This window comes from Actinoallomurus sp. NPDC050550 (assembly GCF_040655075.1).
Lineage (GTDB): Bacteria > Actinomycetota > Actinomycetes > Streptosporangiales > Streptosporangiaceae > Actinoallomurus.
In genome coordinates, this window is the sequence record NZ_JBFAJC010000006.1 from 71,471 (window position 1) to 88,311 (window position 16,841).

Annotated in this window: 14 protein-coding genes and 1 tRNA gene; 10 read left to right on the forward strand and 5 right to left on the reverse strand. The window is 69.7% G+C overall.

Features of this window, described 5'->3' with window-relative positions; translation table 11 throughout:
* The first annotated feature begins 68 nt into the window (after positions 1–68).
* The 3 genes from AB0I04_RS10665 (at position 69) to AB0I04_RS10675 (ending at position 4,994) form a co-directional block, all read left to right on the forward strand.
* Positions 69–836: an SDR family oxidoreductase gene (locus tag AB0I04_RS10665; protein ID WP_360881929.1), complete on the forward strand. Its 768-nt coding sequence runs from the start codon at positions 69–71 to the stop codon at positions 834–836.
* A gap of 70 nt (positions 837–906) precedes the next feature.
* Complete coding sequence (locus AB0I04_RS10670; RefSeq protein WP_360881931.1) at positions 907–3,777, forward strand: BTAD domain-containing putative transcriptional regulator; 2,871 nt, start codon at positions 907–909, stop codon at positions 3,775–3,777.
* A 35-nt stretch (positions 3,778–3,812) separates the two neighbouring features.
* On the forward strand, positions 3,813–4,994 hold the full coding sequence (locus AB0I04_RS10675) for an FAD-dependent monooxygenase (RefSeq protein ID WP_360881933.1): 1,182 nt from the start codon (positions 3,813–3,815) through the stop codon (positions 4,992–4,994).
* A 3-nt stretch (positions 4,995–4,997) separates the two neighbouring features.
* On the opposite strand, the gene AB0I04_RS10680 is transcribed toward AB0I04_RS10675, so the two are convergent.
* Both AB0I04_RS10680 and AB0I04_RS10685 read right to left on the reverse strand, forming a co-directional pair.
* The gene (locus AB0I04_RS10680; protein WP_360881935.1) at positions 4,998–5,204 is read right to left on the reverse strand and encodes a hypothetical protein; all 207 of its coding nucleotides are present in this window, start codon (positions 5,202–5,204) and stop codon (positions 4,998–5,000) included.
* A gap of 379 nt (positions 5,205–5,583) precedes the next feature.
* A tRNA-Leu gene (locus AB0I04_RS10685) sits at positions 5,584–5,666 on the reverse strand.
* A 106-nt stretch (positions 5,667–5,772) separates the two neighbouring features.
* Here AB0I04_RS10685 and AB0I04_RS10690 point away from each other — a divergent pair.
* From AB0I04_RS10690 to pknB, 7 genes are read left to right on the forward strand one after another with little or no spacing between them, the layout of a single operon-like run.
* Positions 5,773–6,513: a DUF3662 and FHA domain-containing protein gene (locus tag AB0I04_RS10690; protein ID WP_360882403.1), complete on the forward strand. Its 741-nt coding sequence runs from the start codon at positions 5,773–5,775 to the stop codon at positions 6,511–6,513.
* Positions 6,514–6,524: 11 nt separating this feature from the next.
* Complete coding sequence (locus AB0I04_RS10695; protein ID WP_360881937.1) at positions 6,525–7,010, forward strand: FHA domain-containing protein; 486 nt, start codon at positions 6,525–6,527, stop codon at positions 7,008–7,010.
* Positions 7,007–8,566 (forward strand): PP2C family serine/threonine-protein phosphatase, encoded by a 1,560-nt coding sequence (locus tag AB0I04_RS10700; RefSeq protein WP_360881939.1) that lies wholly within the window; start codon positions 7,007–7,009, stop codon positions 8,564–8,566. Before AB0I04_RS10695 ends, AB0I04_RS10700 begins: the two co-directional genes overlap by 4 nt.
* A complete protein-coding gene (locus tag AB0I04_RS10705) occupies positions 8,566–10,062 on the forward strand; it encodes an FtsW/RodA/SpoVE family cell cycle protein (RefSeq protein WP_360881941.1) in 1,497 nt (498 codons plus the stop codon). The genes AB0I04_RS10700 and AB0I04_RS10705 overlap by 1 nt, the downstream gene beginning before the upstream one ends.
* Positions 10,059–11,501: a penicillin-binding protein 2 gene (locus AB0I04_RS10710; protein WP_360881943.1), complete on the forward strand. Its 1,443-nt coding sequence runs from the start codon at positions 10,059–10,061 to the stop codon at positions 11,499–11,501. The genes AB0I04_RS10705 and AB0I04_RS10710 overlap by 4 nt, the downstream gene beginning before the upstream one ends.
* 2 nt (positions 11,502–11,503) lie before the next feature.
* On the forward strand, positions 11,504–12,976 hold the full coding sequence (locus AB0I04_RS10715) for a serine/threonine-protein kinase (protein WP_360881945.1): 1,473 nt from the start codon (positions 11,504–11,506) through the stop codon (positions 12,974–12,976).
* A gap of 42 nt (positions 12,977–13,018) precedes the next feature.
* Positions 13,019–14,803, forward strand: coding sequence for a Stk1 family PASTA domain-containing Ser/Thr kinase (pknB, locus tag AB0I04_RS10720; protein ID WP_360881947.1), 1,785 nt, complete (start codon positions 13,019–13,021; stop codon positions 14,801–14,803).
* 297 nt (positions 14,804–15,100) lie between these two features.
* Here the strand turns inward: pknB and AB0I04_RS10725 are convergent, their stop codons facing one another.
* From AB0I04_RS10725 to AB0I04_RS10735, 3 genes are read right to left on the reverse strand one after another with little or no spacing between them, the layout of a single operon-like run.
* Positions 15,101–15,307: a hypothetical protein gene (locus tag AB0I04_RS10725; RefSeq protein ID WP_360881949.1), complete on the reverse strand. Its 207-nt coding sequence runs from the start codon at positions 15,305–15,307 to the stop codon at positions 15,101–15,103.
* 1 nt (position 15,308) lies between these two features.
* On the reverse strand, positions 15,309–15,962 hold the full coding sequence (locus AB0I04_RS10730; protein WP_360881951.1) for a class E sortase: 654 nt from the start codon (positions 15,960–15,962) through the stop codon (positions 15,309–15,311).
* Positions 15,943–16,764, reverse strand: a complete 822-nt coding sequence (locus tag AB0I04_RS10735) for a DUF881 domain-containing protein (protein ID WP_360881953.1) — start codon at positions 16,762–16,764, stop codon at positions 15,943–15,945. Before AB0I04_RS10735 ends, AB0I04_RS10730 begins: the two co-directional genes overlap by 20 nt.
* Positions 16,765–16,841: the final 77 nt, after the last annotated feature.

Genomic DNA, 16,841 nt, shown 5'->3' on the forward strand with positions numbered 1-16,841 from the left:
GGGTCCCCGCCACTGTTGCCCCATCGCCGGATCCACCGAGGACCGGCCGCTGAGTGAGGAGCAGGGCGATGGGGATACTGACCGGCAAGACGGCGCTGGTGACGGGTGGCTCGCGGGGGATCGGCCGGGCGGTCGCGCTGCGGCTGGCGGCCGAGGGCGCGCTGGTCGCCGTCCACTACGGCGGCAACGACGCGGCGGCCAAGGAGACCGTGGCTCGGATCGAGGAGGCGGGCGGCCGGGCGTTCACCGTCCGGGCGCGGTTCGGCGACGACGGCGCCGTGGACCGGCTGTTCGAGGGCCTGACCGCGGGGCTGGCGGGACGTGGGCTGGACATCCTCGTCAACAACGCGGGCATCAGCTCGGTCAGCCCGATCGCGCAGATCACCCCCGAAGAACTCGACCGAGTGCTCACGATCAACGTCACCACTCCGTTCTTCGTGGTCCAGCGCGCGCTGCCGCTGCTGAACGACGGCGGCCGCGTCATCAACATGGGCTCGACGGCCAGCCGGTTCGCGGTCTCCACGCAGATCGGCTACACGATCAGCAAGGCTGCCCTGGAGTCGATGGCGCCATCGCTGGCCAACGAGCTCGGCCGGCGCGGCATCACCGTGAACACGGTCGCGCCCGGCGCGGTGCGGACCGACATGACCGCGGGCTACACCTCGATCCCCGAGATGGTCGCCGGACTCGAGGCGATCACGGCGCTCGGGCGGCTCGGGGAGCCGGAGGACGTCGCCGACGTCGTCGGGTTCCTGGCGGGCCCGCAGGGGCGGTGGGTGACGGGCCAGACCATCGACGTCTCGGGCGGGACCTACCTCGGCCCGATCGCCCCCTGATGAGCGAACCCGACCGGCCCGCCCTCAGCGGCCATCCCGGCATTACGGGCACCGGTGGATAATCACCGGCATGCGGTTCGGAATCCTCGGCGAGACCCGGGCGTGGCGCGATGACGGAGCCGAGGTTCCGCTGGGCGGGCCGGCCCGCCGCGCGCTGCTGACCCTGCTGCTCGTACGCCCCGGTGAGGTCGTGTCGGCCGACCGGCTGGGCGACGAGATCGACCCGGACGGGGCACTGTCGGCACACGCGCTGCAGTCCCAGGTGTCCCGGCTCCGTACGGCCCTGGGCTCCGAGGCCGCGATCGAGCGGGCCGGGGCGGGTTACCGGATCGTGGTGCCACCGGACGACGTGGACGCCTGCCGTTTCGAGCGGCTCGCTCAGGACGGCCGGGCGGCGCTGCGCGACGGCGACGCGGAACGCGCGGTCACGCTGCTCCGCGACGCGCTGGAGCTGTGGCGGGGCCCCGCGCTGGCCGACATCGCCGAGGGCGAGACGGCGCAGGCCGCCGCCGTACGGCTGGAGGAGCAGCGGCTCGGAGCGCTCGAGGGCCGGATCGAGGCCGAGCTGCGGCTCGGCGAGAACCGCGTCCCCGAGTTGCGCGAACTGGTCGGCCGCCACCCGCTCCGGGAACGGCCGGCGGCGCTGCTGATGCGGGCGCTGGCCGCCGAGGGCGGGCAGGCCGAGGCCCTCGTCGTGTTCGAGGCGACGAGACGGCGTCTGGCGGACGATCTGGGCGCCGACCCCTCGGCCGAACTGACCGCGCTGCACCGGGAGCTGCTGAGCGCCGACCCGTCGCCGTCGCCGGCCGCGCCGCCCGTCCCGCTGACGGCCTTCGTCGGCCGCGACGACGAGGTGGCCGAGGTCGCCGACCTACTGCGCGTGGCCCGGCTGGTCACGCTGATCGGCCCCGGCGGCGTCGGCAAGACCCGGCTGTCCGTCCAGGTCGCCGGTGCCGTGACCGACGAGGTCTGCTTCGTCGAGCTGGCGTCGCTGCGCGACGGCGCGGGGCTGCCGCAGGCGCTGCTGGGCGCGCTCGGCCTGCGTGAGAACGGGCTCCACCTGGGAAGCGGCGCGCAGACGCCGCTGGACCGGCTGATCACCGCCCTGTCGGACCGCGTGCTCCTGCTCGTCCTGGACAACTGCGAGCACGTCGTCGACGACGCCGCCGCGCTCGCGGCGCGGCTGCTCGCGACCTGCCCGCGCCTGCGCGTCCTCGCCACGAGCCGCGAACCGCTCGGCGTCATCGGCGAGCACCTCATGCAGGTGCGGCCGCTCGACGCCCAGGCCGCCGTACGCCTCTTCACCGACCGCGCCCAGGCCGTCCAGCGCGGTTTCACCGCCGACCCCGAGCTCGTACGGCGGATCTGCGCGGCCCTCGACGACCTGCCGCTGGCGATCGAGCTCGCGGCGGCGCGCCTGCGGACGCTGCACGTCGGCGACCTCGCGGCACGGCTGGACGACCGGCTCGGTGTCACGGCGCGCGGCAGCCGCGGAGTCGACGACCGGCATCGGACGCTGCGCGCGGTGGTCGCGTGGAGCTGGGACCTGCTCCCCGAGCCCGAGCAACGGGCCGCGCGCAGGTTCGCCGTCTTCGCCGGAGGCGCGACTGCCGAGTCCGCCGTACGCGTCTGCGACACCGACCCCGACACACTGGAGTCGCTGCTCGACAAGTCGCTCCTGGAGTTCACGGGCGGCCGCTACCGGATGCTGGAGACGATCCGCGCCTACGCCGCCGAACGGCTCGACGCGTCGCGGGAAGGCGAGCCGGTACGGTGTGCGCACGCCCGGCATCTCCTGGAGCTGGTGCGGACCGCCGATCCGCATCTGCGCCGGGCTGAACAGCTGGAGTGGCTGCCCGTCCTCGCGGCTGAGCACGGGGACCTCCTGGCGGCAGTGCGCTGGGCGGTCGAGGCCCAGGACGTGGAGACGGCCCTCGACCTGATCGCCGCGGCCTCCCACTACCTGTGGATCCGCGGCGCGTCCGCTTCGATCGCGGCCCAGGCGACGGCGTTGCTCGACGTGATCGGCGACGAGCCCGCCGGTCGCGGCGAGGAGTACGTGATGTGCGTCCTGTCGGCGGCGAGCGGGCGGCCGGTCTGGCAGCGGCACCGCGTCCCGGCCGCGAAGGCCCTCACCGCCGCGTGGTCCGGCACCGAGCCGGGCCGCTACCCGGTCGTCCTGCTCATGTGGATGATGCGGAACGCCGGCGACGGGGACGCCCACGGCGCGTTCGCGCTGGTGGCCTCCCAGTGCGAACGCCCCGACCCGTGGGTGCGGGCGGCCGCGCGGTACGTCTCGGGCTTCGGGCCGCTCGGGGAGGGCGACACCACCTCGGCCGAGCGCGTCTTCGCCTCGGCCGTCGAGGGGTTCCGCTCGCTCGGCGACCGGTGGGGAACCGCGCTGGCCCTCGACTCGCTCGCCGGCCTGGCGGGCACGCGCGGGGACCGGGCGACGGCCCTCGCGTTGACCGACGAGGCGCTGGCCCTCACCGAGCGGCTCGGTGCCCTGGAGGACAGCGCCGACCTCCTGGTCAACCGGGGTGACCACCTCCTCGCGCACGACGCGGCGGCGGCGCGCGCCGACTACGAGAAGGCCGCCGGTCTCGCCCGCCGCGCAGGCAGCGCCACCTGCCTGGCGGCGGCACTGCGCGGGCTCGGCGACATCGCGCTGTCGGCGGGGGACCCGGCCGAGGCGAGCCGACGGTACGACGAGGCGCTGGAGCGGCTCGACCCGCACTGGATCAAGAGCGCCGGCAACCGGGTGCGTACACTCGCCGGCCTCGGCCGCGTCGCCGAGGCGCGCGGCGACCACACAGAGGCACGGGCACGCTACCGGGAGGCCGCCGAGTCCGCGGCGGCCGTGATGGGGACGGCCACCCCGGAGTCCCTCCGCGCGATGGGACTCCCCGAGACCGTCGTCGAGACGGTGAGCGCGGGGTGAGCCGCCGGTGAGCGCTCCCAGCGAAGCTCACCGGCATGAAGAACCTCAACGTCCTGATCTCCGGCGCCTCCGTCGCCGGCCCCGCGCTCGCCTACTGGCTCCACCGTCACGGCTTCACCCCCACGATCGTGGAGCGTGCTCCGGCCCTCCGCGACGGCGGCTACGCGGTCGACTTCCGAGGCGAGGCGCACCTGACGGTCCTGCGCCGCATGGGCATCCTCGCCGACCTCGAACGCGCCCGAACCGGCATGGGTTACATGTCGTACGTCAACGACAAGGGCCGGGCGGTGGCCAAGATGCCCGCCGACCTGTTCGCCGGCGACATCGAGATCCTCCGCGGCGACCTGTCCCGCATCCTGTACGACGCAACCAGGCAGCACACCGAGTACATCTTCGGCGACTCCATCGGCTCGCTCACCGAGGACGCCCACGGCGTGCACGTCACCTTCGAGCGCAGCGCCCCGCGCAGGTTCGACCTGGTCATCGGCGCCGACGGCCTGCACTCGAACACCCGCCGCCTGACCTTCGGCCCGGAAGAGCAGTTCGTAAAGCACCTGGGCGTCTACTGCGCAATCTTCACCACGTCCAACTTCCTCGACCTCGACCACACCGGACACGCCTACCGCACCGGCAACCGGCTCGTCGCGCTGTACAGCGCCCGCCACAACACCGAGGCCAAGGCCGCGTTCTACTTCGGCTCACCGGATCTGGACCTCGACCGCCGCGACGTGGCACGACAGCAGGCCGTTCTCACCGAACAGTTCACCGGCAACGGCTGGGAGAGCGACCGGCTACTCCGCGAGATGCAGTACGCACCCGACTTCTACTTCGACTCGGTCGGCCAGGTCCACATGGACTCCTGGTCGCGCGGCCGGATCGCCCTGGTCGGCGACGCCGCGTACTGCCCGTCCTCCTTGTCGGGCATGGGCTCGGGCCTCGCCCTCGTCGGCGCGTACGTCCTCGCCGGCGAACTGGCCGCCGCCCACGGCGACCACCGGGTGGCGTTCGCACGCTACGAGCAGGAGATGCGGGAGTACGCGAAGGGCTGCCAGAAGATGGGCGACGGCGTCGCCAAGCTCATGGTCCCGAGCAGCCGCGCCCTGGCCGCGTTCCTCAACCGCTACTACAAGGTCATGCCCTACCTGCCCGGCAAGAACATGGCCTCCAAGATCGCCCGTAAGGCCGCCGAGAACATCACCCTTCGGGATTACCGATGATGCCTACCAGCGGTTCCAGTGCAGAACCTCCTCGCGCGGGACGCGACGAGCGGGCTTGAAGTCGGTTCCGATGGTGTAGGCGAGCGGGATGAAGGCGGCGAGCATGACCTCGTCGTACGGCACGCCGAGTGCCTTGGCAAGCTCGCGTTCGAGGGGGCCTTGGGCGGTGGTCCAGACGGTGCCGAGGCCGCGGGCGCGGGCGGCGAGCACCGAAGTTCCTAGAGAACACCTTCCACGGCCTGACCCCCACCGAGCGTGACCAACTCCGCACCCTCCTCAGCAAACTCCTGCAGCCCTGAAGTCTTCGACCCAAGGTGAAGCCCCACCCACAACAAACCCACACACCCGTAGATCTTTAAAACGAAGCGAAGGACCAACCGAAGCCCAAGAGGGGGCAAGGGGCGAAGCCCCAAAAAAGAGAAGCCGAGGACAACAGCCACCAGAGCGCCGAACGCCAGCCCGAAAGGGGGCGTGGGGGGCGAAGCCCCCCACCTCGGGGGGCCCGGGGGGTCGTCCCCCCGGACAGAATGACGAAGGGGTCAGTGGGGAAGGAAGCTCCGCTTCCGACCATACTGACCCCGACACCGAGTGGGCGAGGAGGGATTTGAACCCTCACGTCCTTTCGGACACACGGACCTGAACCGTGCGCGTCTGCCGTTCCGCCACCCGCCCGGGCGCGTCCAAAGGTTAGCACCATTCGTTCCGTGGTCCGAATCGGTTGCTCGGGACGAACCTACGCACAGATACGATCGTCTAGCAGTGGAGAGGGGAGGTGCACGTGGGTGTCCTACAGCGCTTCGAGCGTCGGCTCGAGGGCATGGTCGAGGGTGCTTTCGCGCGGGCTTTCAAGTCGGAGCTCCAGCCCGTCGAGGTCGCCAGCGCCATTCAGCGCGAGATGGACGAACGCGCCGCGATCGTGGCGCAGGGTCGCACGCTGGTGCCGAACGACTTCGTCGTCGAGATCTCACACCCCGACGGTGAGCGGTTGGAGGTGTACGCCGACAGCCTGAGCCAGGAGCTGGCCAATCTCGCGCGGGAGCACGCGAAGGAGCAGGGTTACTCCTTCGTCGGGCCGGTGCGGGTGCGGTTCGAGAACGCCGATGACCTGCGGACGGGGATGTTCCGGATCCGTTCGGGCGTCATCCGTGGTTCGACGGTCGAGGGCGGTGAGATCCGCCAGCCGATGAGTGACATGCCGCCGCCGCCGCGCGGGTTCGCGGGTGGCCGGCCGCGGTTGCTGGTGAGCACGGAGGGTCAGCCGAGTCACACGTACGATCTGACGACCCCGGTGACGCTGCTCGGCCGGGGCACCGATTGTGATCTTCGGCTTGTCGATCCGGGCGTTTCCCGGCACCATGCCGAGATCAGAGTCGAGGGCCCGGAGGTGGTTGCGGTTGATCTAGGGTCGACAAACGGCACTTTCGTGAACGGCCAGCCGATCCGTCGCGTGACGTTGCACGATGGCGCACGTGTGACGCTGGGCCGTACAACCCTGGTGTTCCGCCGCGATAGGGAGTAGCTCCGACTCCGATGAACCAAATCACCCTGACGCTCATGAAGGTGGCGTTCCTAGCCGTGTTGTGGCTGTTCGTCATCGCGGCCGCGGGCGTCATCCGTGCCGACCTGTGGGGTTCGAAGGCCGCTGCGAAGGCGGCGCGGCCTCGGCAGGCCGCTCAGCCCGCCCGGCCGCCTCGGTCGGCGGCGCCGCCGCGTGCCAGGCGGGCGGACCCGACCAAGCTGGTGATCACCGAAGGTGCCCGGGCCGGCACGACGATGGATCTCGTCGGCACGGAGATAACAATGGGTCGTGCCAATGACGTCACGCTGCCTCTCGGAGACGACTACTCTTCGGGACGGCATGCCCGGCTCTTCTCGCAGAACGGTCAGTGGTTCGTGGAGGATCTCGGTTCGACGAACGGCACCTTCCTCGGGCGCGCCAAGGTGAGCAGGCCGGAACCCGTCCCCGTTGGCGTACCGATCCGCATCGGGAAGACCGTCATAGAGCTGCGCAAATGACCATCGGAATTCGTTTCGCCGCCCGGTCGGACGTCGGCATGCTCCGCGAGGGCAACGAGGACTCGGCGTACGCCGGGCCCCGGTTGCTCGCGGTGGCCGACGGCATGGGCGGCCATGTCGGCGGCGAGATCGCCAGCGCCGCGGCCATCGAGACCCTGAAGCCGCTCGATCACGACGTCCCTCCGCATGAGCTGGTCGGCGTACTCGAGCAGGCGGTGCATCGCGCCAACGAGACGTTGCACAGCATCGTCGAGGACGATCCGTCCCTGCAGGGGATGGGCTGCACTCTGACCGCGATGCTCTGGAACGGCCCGCAGGTCGCCCTCGTCCATATCGGCGACTCCCGCGCGTACCTCCTGCGGAACGGCGAGCTGTTCCAGATCACCCATGACCACACCCTCGTGCAGTCGCTCGTCGACGAGGGCCGGATCACCCTGGACGAGGCCGCTTCACACCCGCAGCGTTCCCTGTTGCTGCGGGCGCTCGACGGCCGGGGCGAGGTCGATCCGGACATCTCGCTGCGCGAGGCGCAGATCGGCGACCGCTACCTCCTGTGCTCCGATGGTCTGAGCACGGTGGTGAGCGCGGAGACGGTCCACCACGCGCTGAGCACGGTGCCGGAGCCGGACCAGGCCGTTCGCCAGCTCATCGACCTGGCGAACCGCGGTGGCGGCCCGGACAACATCACGTGCGTGGTGGCGGACGTCGTGGAGCTGGAGCAGCAGCAGGGCCCGCCGTCGGTGCCGATCACGGCGGGTGCCGCGCAGAACGCCGGCCGTACTCGGGGCGAGGCGGACATGCCGCCGCCCGGCGCGATGGCCGGGGAGACCCCGGCGCAGCGGGCCGCCCAGCTGCGGGACCCGCAGCAGCAGCCCGCGCCCGTGACCGTGGCGGACATGCCGGCGATCGGTCATCAGCCGGAGGACACGCTGCCGCAGATGGCGGTGGGGCGGCGTCGGCGCCGCTGGCCGTGGCTGGTCGCCGCGGCCGGGGCCGTGGTCCTGCTGGCCGCGGGCGGGTCGTACGTCGCGTGGGACACGATCCAGGGGCAGTACTACGTCGCGGCGGACGACGGTCAGGTCGTCATCTACCAGGGGATCAACCAGGACATCCTGGGCTTGAAGCTGTCCCACCTGGAGGAGCGCCCGAGCCCCACGCTGAAGGTCGAGGACCTCACCGCGGACGCCCGCAACTCCGTGAGTCACACGATCGACAATCTCGACAGCCTGACGAAGGCCCGCAACACCATCGCCAGCCTGCGGCAGCAGGTCTGCCACCTGGTCGTGTCCGACAACCCGCAGGGCGTCGTGACGATCTGGAAGGGCAAGGGCCAGAAGACGAAGGGCTGCGACGAGAAGGTCATCGATACGCCCGATCCGTCGCTGCACACGAGCCAGCTCCCCAAGGCGGCCAAGGACAGCGTCCACAAGGGCATCCCCGTCGACAACATCGATCAGGCCCGCGCCAAGGTCACCGATCTGAAGGACCAAGCCGACAGGTGCAAGACGAGCTCCTCTGCCGGATCCGACTGTCCTAAGCCGAGCAATAAGCACTGATGACTTCTGTAGCCGCCGAACCCGACGTTCAGATCGCGACCCGCCCGCGGCGGAGCGCCCAACTGGCGATGCTCATCTTCGCGATGGTGATCACCATCGCGGGCTTCGCCCAGGTGGGTCTCGCCCGAGACGGCAGTCTGCCCGCCGGCATGTACGGGTACGGGATAGGCCTCGCGATCCTCGCCGCGGGTGCCTATTTCGTCGTCATCCGCTTCGCGCCGCACGCCGATCCGCTGCTGCTTCCGATGGCCGTGTTCCTCAACGGCCTCGGGCTGGCCATGATCTACCGGCTGGACCTCAAGACCAGCGCCGACCAGAAGAAGGCCATCGCCGCAGGCAAGCACATCACCTACTTCGGGCCTTCGACGACCAACCAGTTGATGTGGACCGCACTCGGCATGGTCTTCTTCGCCGTGACGCTACTGGTGCTGAAGGAGATCAAGATCCTTCAGCGGTACATGTACACGATCGGCGCCGTCGGCCTGTTCTTCCTCGCCCTCCCGGGCTTCCTGCCCTCATCGATCAGTGGCGCGCTGGGCGCGAAGATCTGGATCCGCATCGGCGGTATCTCGATCCAGCCGAGTGAGTTCTCCAAGCTCGCGCTGGTGGCGTTCTTCGCCGGATACCTGGTCAACAAGCGTCAGTCGCTGTCGATCGTGGGCAAGAAGCTCGGTCCGGTGAACCTGCCCCGAGCCCGTGACCTCGGCCCGATCCTCGTCATCTTCGTGATCTGCCTCGGCGTCCTGGCGCTGGAGAACGACTTCGGCACGGCCATCCTGTTCTTCGGGCTGTTCGTCAGCATGCTGTACGTCGCGACCGAGCGCTTCATGTGGGTCATGATCGGCGTATTGCTCCTGGCCCTCGCCTGTCTGGTCGCGCCGGAGATACCGCACGTCGCGCAGCGAATCGACACCTGGCTCGATCCGCAGGCGTACTTCGACGGCGGCTGCCGGATCGGCGGAAAGATCATCAACCAGACGCACGCCGACGTCTGCGCCGCCAAGGGCGGTCAGTACGTCGCGGACAGCAGCCAGCTGATGTTCGGCCTGTTCTCGATGGGACAGGGCGGCGTGCTCGGCACGGGCCTCGGGCAGGGCGAGCCGTGGCGGACCCCGCTGTCCTACAGCGACTTCATCTTCACCTCCTTCGGCGAGGAGCTCGGCCTGACCGGCGTCATGGTCATCCTCCTGGTGTACGGGCTGATCGTGCAGCGGGGCATGAAGGCGGCGCTGGCGACGAAGGACAACTTCGCGAAGCTGTTCGCCGGCGGTGTGTCGTTCGTCTTCGCGCTCCAGGTCTTCGTCATCGTCGGCGGTGTCACCAAGCTGATCCCGCTGACCGGTCTGACCACACCGTTCCTCGCCCAGGGAGGGTCGTCGCTGCTCGCCAACTGGATTCTGATCGCCATTCTGATCCGCATCAGCGACACGGCGCGGAGACCCGCGCCGCAGCCGATACAGGACGAGGGAATGACCCAGGTGGTGAGCACGAGGTGAACAAGCCGCTCCGTAAGGTCGCGGTGGCCGGCCTGCTGTTGATGGTCATTCTGATCATTAACGTGAACTACATCCAGGGGTCGCAGGCGGACAAGCTGAGGACCTCCTCGCTGAACTCCCGCCAGTTCGCGCAGCAGTGGCAGTACAACCGCGGCCCGATCATGGCCGGGAAGGTCACGCTCGCCTACTCCACCAAGACGGACAAGGACGGGAAGAACTACCAGCGGCACTACAACCAGGGCACGCTGTACTCCCCGATCACCGGCTACGTCAGCGTGTTCAGCCGTACGGGCCTGGAGGGCGCGGAGAACCCCCTGCTGGACGGCACCGACAAGCGGCTGGCCCTGCACAACTGGTTCGACGCCCTCGTCGGTAAGAAGGCCGCCGGTGCGACCGTCCAGACGACGATCGACCCGGACGCGCAGCAGGCCGCCTACAGCGGCGTCAAGAACCAGACGATCCGGCGCGGCGCGGCGGTCGCCCTCGACGTCAAGACGGGCGCGATCCTGGCGATGGCCTCCTTCCCGTCCTACGACACGAACGACGTCGCCGTCCACGACGGGGACAAGGCGACCAAGGCCTTCGCCGCGCTGAAGAAGAAGCCCGACCCGATGTTGAACTACGCGACGCGCGAGACGTTCGCGCCGGGCTCCTCCTTCAAGATCATCGACTCGGCCGCGGCCATCGAGGGCGGGCTGGGCACCAAGGACTCGCCGTTCGACGCCAATGAGTTCCACCTGCCCGTGACGGGCAAGACCCTGCACAACTCCGACGGCGACGAGGCCAAGTGCACCGGCTCTCCGGCGCTCATCGACTCGTTCGCGGCGTCCTGCAACTCGACGTTCGCCCGGCTCGCGGGCCAGCTGGGGCAGCAGCGGCTCGGCGCGATGGCGGCCAAGTTCGGCTTCAACACGCCCACCCAGATCGAGAAAGAGGTCTCCAGCGCCACCAGCGTCTACCCGACCAAGCAGATCGACGGCGACCAACTGGCCCGCAGCGGCATCGGCCAGGAGGTCGTCACCGCCTCGCCGCTGCAGATGGCGATGGTCGCGCAGACGGTGGCCAACGACGGCAAGATGATGAAGCCGTACCTCGTCAAGCGGGTCGTCGCTCAGGACCAGTCCGAGCTGGTGACCGCCGAGCCGAAACAGCTCGGGCAGCCGATCAGCTCCGACACCGCCCAGCAGCTCCAGCAGATGATGCGGGCGGTCGTCGAGCGCGGTACGGCGGCGAACGATGTCGGCGGTCAGGACATCGCCGGCAAGACCGGAACGGCCGAGACCGGCATCGGCGGGATCAACGAGGACTGGTTCGTCGGGTTCGCCCCGAAGGACAACCCCAAGATCGCCTTCGCCGTGGTCACCGAGGGTCCGAGTGGGTCGACCGGCGCGAAGTTCTCGGCACCGATCGCCCTGAAAATGGTCCAGGCGGTGCGCTGACGATGACTGCCCCGGACGTCCTGAGCAACCGATACGTGCTGGACGAGCGTCTGGCCGTCGGTGGGATGGGCGAGGTCTGGAAGGCCACCGACCGGCTCCTCGGCCGGCCGGTGGCGGTCAAGCTGCTCAAACAGCAGTACCTCGACGACGAGACCTTCCGGGGCCGCTTTCGCGCGGAGGCGCGGTTCGCCGCGGGGCTGCAGCACGGTGGCATCGCGCAGGTGTACGACTACGGCGAGCAGGACGACCTCGCCTACCTCGTGATGGAGCTCGTCCCGGGCGAGACGCTCTCGCGCATCCTCGCCCGCGACGGGCGGCTGTCGGTCGACACGACGCTGGACGTCATCGGGCAGGCCGCGCAGGCCCTTCAGGTCGCCCACTCGGCGGGCATCATCCACCGGGACATCAAACCCGGCAACCTGATGGTGACCGCCGACGGCACCGTGAAGATCACCGACTTCGGCATCGCGCGTGGCGGCGGCGACTCGTCGATGACCCAGACCGGCATGGTCATGGGCACCGCCCAGTACGTCTCGCCGGAGCAGGCGACGGGCAAGCGGGTGACTCCGGCCGCCGACCTGTACTCCCTCGGCGTCGTGGCGTTCGAATGCCTGTCCGGGCGGCCGCCGTTCGTCGCCGACACGCCGGTCGCGCTCGCGCTCAAGCACGTACGCGAGGAGCCTCCGCCGCTGCCCGAATCGATGGCGCGGGCCGTCCGCGGCCTGGTCGGCGCGCTGCTGGCCAAGCACCCCGAAGACCGTCCGCGCTCGGCGCGCGAGGTGGCCGAGGGTGCCTACGCCATCCGCCACTCGCTCGGCATCGGCGACGACGCCTCGGCCGAGGAGACCGCCGCCGCGCACGGATGGACGGTCCAGAGCCCGGTCGCCGACCGCTGGTCGGCGGATGGGCCGGCCTCCCGGCCGTGGTCGGGGGAGGGTCCCGCGTCCCAGCCGTGGTCGCCGGAGGCGTCCTGGACGGCAGAGAGCCCGGTGTACCGGCCGCAGGCCTCGCCCGACGCGGTCGGCTCGGCGACCGAACGGATCGGTGCCGCGCGAACCGGAGGATCCCGGAGGGCTCCCAAGCACCGACGCGGGCTCCTCCTCCCCATGGTGCTCACCGGGGCCACGGCGGCCGTCCTCATCGGCGTCGGCGTGTTCACCGTCGGTGCCCTGTGGAAGGGCCCTGGTCACACTAAGCTCGTGGACGGCAACCGGGTTCAGCAGGTCGGTCGCACCGCGCCGACCAGGCACATCCGGGGGCCCCACCTTGGCGAGCCGACGGATCGCCCCGTACCCTCGGGTTCGACCTTCGAACGGACGACCCCCAGCCCGACGCCGAGTTCGACCAAGAGCTCGGCGGCCGCCCCGAAACCGACCAGAACGAGGAGAACCCCGAAACCGACGCCTACCACGCGGACGGCGGAGCCGTCTGCGTCTCCGACACCGTCGCCTGGCGACAGTTCTCCAGGCGGCTAGGTTCGGAGAGCATGGTGTAGACGACGAGGGAAAGTGCGAGACATGACTCAGCCTCGGCTACTCGGTGGTCGCTACGAGCTCGATGGTGTCATCGGGCGTGGTGGCATGGCCGAGGTCTACCGAGCTCGAGATCTCCGTCTTGATCGAATTGTAGCGATCAAGACGCTTCGGGCCGACCTGGCCCGGGATCCGACGTTCCAGGCGCGGTTCCGCCGAGAGGCGCAGTCCGCCGCATCACTCAATCATCCATCGGTCATCGCCGTGTACGACACGGGCGAAGACGTCATGGACGGCAATCCCGTCCCGTACATCGTCATGGAGTTCGTCGAGGGCCGCACGCTCCGCGACGTCCTGCGCGACGAGCAGAAGCTGGCGCCCGAGCGGGCCATGGAGATGGCGGACGGCATCCTGCGCGCGCTGGACTACAGCCACCGCGGCGGGATCGTGCACCGTGACATCAAGCCGGCCAACGTGATGCTGACCGCCGGCGGCGAGGTCAAGGTCATGGACTTCGGCATCGCCCGCGCGATGGCCGACTCCGCCGCCACGATGACGGCGACGGCGCAGGTCATCGGCACGGCGCAGTACCTCTCGCCGGAGCAGGCGCGAGGTGAGCGGGTCGACGCCCGCAGCGACCTCTACTCCACCGGCTGTGTGCTGTTCGAGTTGCTCACCGGGCGGCCGCCGTTCCAGGGCGACTCGCCGGTGGCCATCGCGTACCAGCACGTACGGGAAGAGGCGTCGCCGCCGTCGCACTACGACCCGTCCATCCCCCACTGGGCCGACGCGATCGTCATGAAGGCGCTCACGAAGGACCCGAACTACCGCTACCAGAGCGCGGCCGAGATGCGCGCCGACATCCAGCGCGCCCTGCAGGGCATGCCGGTCTCGGCCCCGACCATGGCGCTGAACGGTGGCACCCAGGTCATGCAGGGCGGCCCGCCGACCCAGGCGGCCCGGCCGACGACGATGGGCTACGACCTGCCCCCGGTGAACTACGGCGAGCCGGAGAGACCGGAGGGTCGCGGCAAGAAGGTCGCGCTCTGGCTGGTCGTCGGCCTGCTCGCCGCGGGCGCGGTGACGGCGCTGTACTTCATGTTCAGCAACGGGGGCGGCGCGAAGGAAGCCACGACGGTCGCCATCCCCTCCGGCATCGTCGGCAACGACCAGGACGCCGCCAAGCAGCAGCTCGAGGGCATCGGCATCGTCGACGGCAACATCAAGACCAAGAAGAAGTCGAGCGATCAGGTCGACAGCGGCAAGGTCATCAGCGTCACGCCGAACGAGAACACCAAGATCGACAAGGCCAAGCTGACGACCACCGAGGTCACCTTGGTCGTCTCGACCGGCAAGCCCAAGGTGACGGTGCCGCCGCTCAAGGGCAAGAGCCAGGACGAGGCCAAGAGCGCCCTGGAGGGCGTCGGCCTCAAGGTCGGCGACACGCAGAAGCAGAACAGCTCGACCGTTCCCAAGGGCAACGTGATCAGTTCGGATCCGGCGTCCGGCTCGAAGGTCGCCAAGGACACCGAGGTCATCCTGACCATCTCCGACGGGCCCGGCAAGACCGTGGTGCCGAACGAGGTCGGGAAGCCGGTCGAGGACGCCAAGGCGGATCTGAAGAGCAACGGTTTCAAGGTCCGCGTCCAGCTCGTCCCCGCGCAGGAAGGGCAGACCCCGGGCACAGTCCTCCAGCAGAACCCGAACGAGGGCGACACGGCGAACCGCAGCAGCACGGTCACGTTGATCGTCGCCAAGCAGCAGCAACAACAACCTCCGCCCAGCCCGAACCCGAGCGACACGGGAGGCGGCGGCTTCCCGAACTTCTGACGGAGTATCGGCTGAACGGCGTCCTCGTCCCTCCAGGGGCGGGGACGCCGTTCGTTTTCCGGCCGTAAGGCCGCATGGCACGGGCGCGTGCTCTCGGAGGTGTCCTGCGCCGCTTCGGGCGCCGTGAGGCGGCTTCAGGGACGCCGTAAGGCGCTCTTCCACGGACAGTGCCGCAGCACCCCGGCCAGGGGGTGGACATGAGGGAGGGCTTCCGCCGCTCGGGGGCAACGGCGGAAGCCCTCACTCGGAAGATCCGTCTTACCGCCCATGGCGTTACAGGGTCTCCCAATATTCTTTTTACCGGTGTTTTGCCCCCGGAGTCGGGGGTGCCGTAGTCGAGGTGCCGCCGTCATCGACCGTCCCGTGATCGAACTGAATCTTCGGTTCGAACCACGGGAAGACGACGTACCAGAGCAGGGCGCCGACCACGAGCACGGCCACCACGGCGGTGTAGACCCGCGTCAGCGGGCCACCGGGCAGGTGCCGCCACAGCCATCCGTACATCTTAAGAACTCGCTCCGTTCACCCGTGGGATGGAGCCGACCATCCGCCCGAACACGATGAGCCGGTGTGCGGCGGAGTACTTCGGATGGCAGGTGGTGAGTGTGATCAGCCGGTCGGTCGGGTCCTTGGAAGGATGCTCCGGCACCGGGGCCGCGACGTTGATGTCATTGGGCGACACCACCGTCATGCCGGTCACCTGGTAGATGTACTGGCGGGCCCGGGTGTCGATGAGGATCTTGTCGCCAGGGCGCAGCTCGTCGATGCGGTTGAAGGGCGCCAGGTAGGTCGTCCGGTGCCCGGAGACGACGAAGTTGCCGATCTGCCCCGGCATCGCCGTGCCCGGGTAGTGCCCGGGGCCCTTGCGCAGGTCAGCGACGGAGACGCCCTCGATGATCACATAGTGGAAGTCCTTGCCGAGCCGGGGGATCCGGATCAGGGCGAGGCCGTGGCCGAGACGCACGCGCTCGGCCGTCACGGCACCGCCCCGGGCCTTGGGCGGCGGCGCCGCCCAGGTGCGGTTGAGCTCGCTGTCCAGCTTGCGCTGCTGGGCCTGCGTGTAGGCGCCCGTCCCCCAGAGCTCGTACGCGACGAACAGCAGCAGCACGGCCCCGGCCGTGATGCACAGCTCGCCGAGGCTACGGATGAGTGTTCGCACCGTCGGGCTCCAGGGCGGTGGCGTACTTGGGCTGCACGTTGCCCGTGTAGGCGGGCAGCGTGGTCTTCTTGAGGGGCGTCACGGTGTACCCGAGTCCATATTCGGCGACGTACTGTCGGTAGACCTGGATGGCCGGCGAGGTGTCGAGCGCCGCCCGTAGCCGGCCCGGGTCGCCCGTGGCGGTGATCCGGAACGGCGGCGAGTAGACGACGCCCTGGAGGATGAGGGTATTGCCGACGCAACGGACGGCGCTGGTCGAGATCAATCGTTGATCCATTATTTGCACGCCCGTGGCACCCCCGGTCCACAGGGCGTTGACGACGGCCTGGACGTCCTGCTGGTGTACCACGAGGTCGTCGGGGCCGGGGTCGCCGGGGATCCGCCGGCCGGCGGGCGCGTCGTCGAGGGTGACGCGGACGCCGCGTCCGGTGAGCGGTGCGAAGCCCGTACGGGCCGCGAGGCGGTCGGCGTCCTCCTGGGCCGCCTTCACGCGGGCGTCCCGCTGCCCGGCCGCCCGTATGAGGCCCTCCACCTGCCGCCGCAGATGGCCATAGCGCACCTGGGAGCCCTGGTACTGCCGCTGTTCCTGGGCGATGAGCTCGGTGATCTTCGTGCGGCTGCCGCCGCGCAGGTCCGTTCCGTGCGCGGTGCTCGCGCTGGCCGTGAACAGGATGCCGGCGAAGATCGTCAGCGCGGGGATGGCGTACCGCCACGCCCGGCCGGAGCCGTTCATCCCGCCGCTGCCGGGTTTTGGCCGCATCGCGACACCCCACCGCCCCCAATAAGGTCGTACGCTGCTCACCAGCGACTACGCTAACTGACAAATTGACCCATGCGCGGACCCGGCGTGCGGCCGCGTTCCGCCCCGAGGAGAGACCC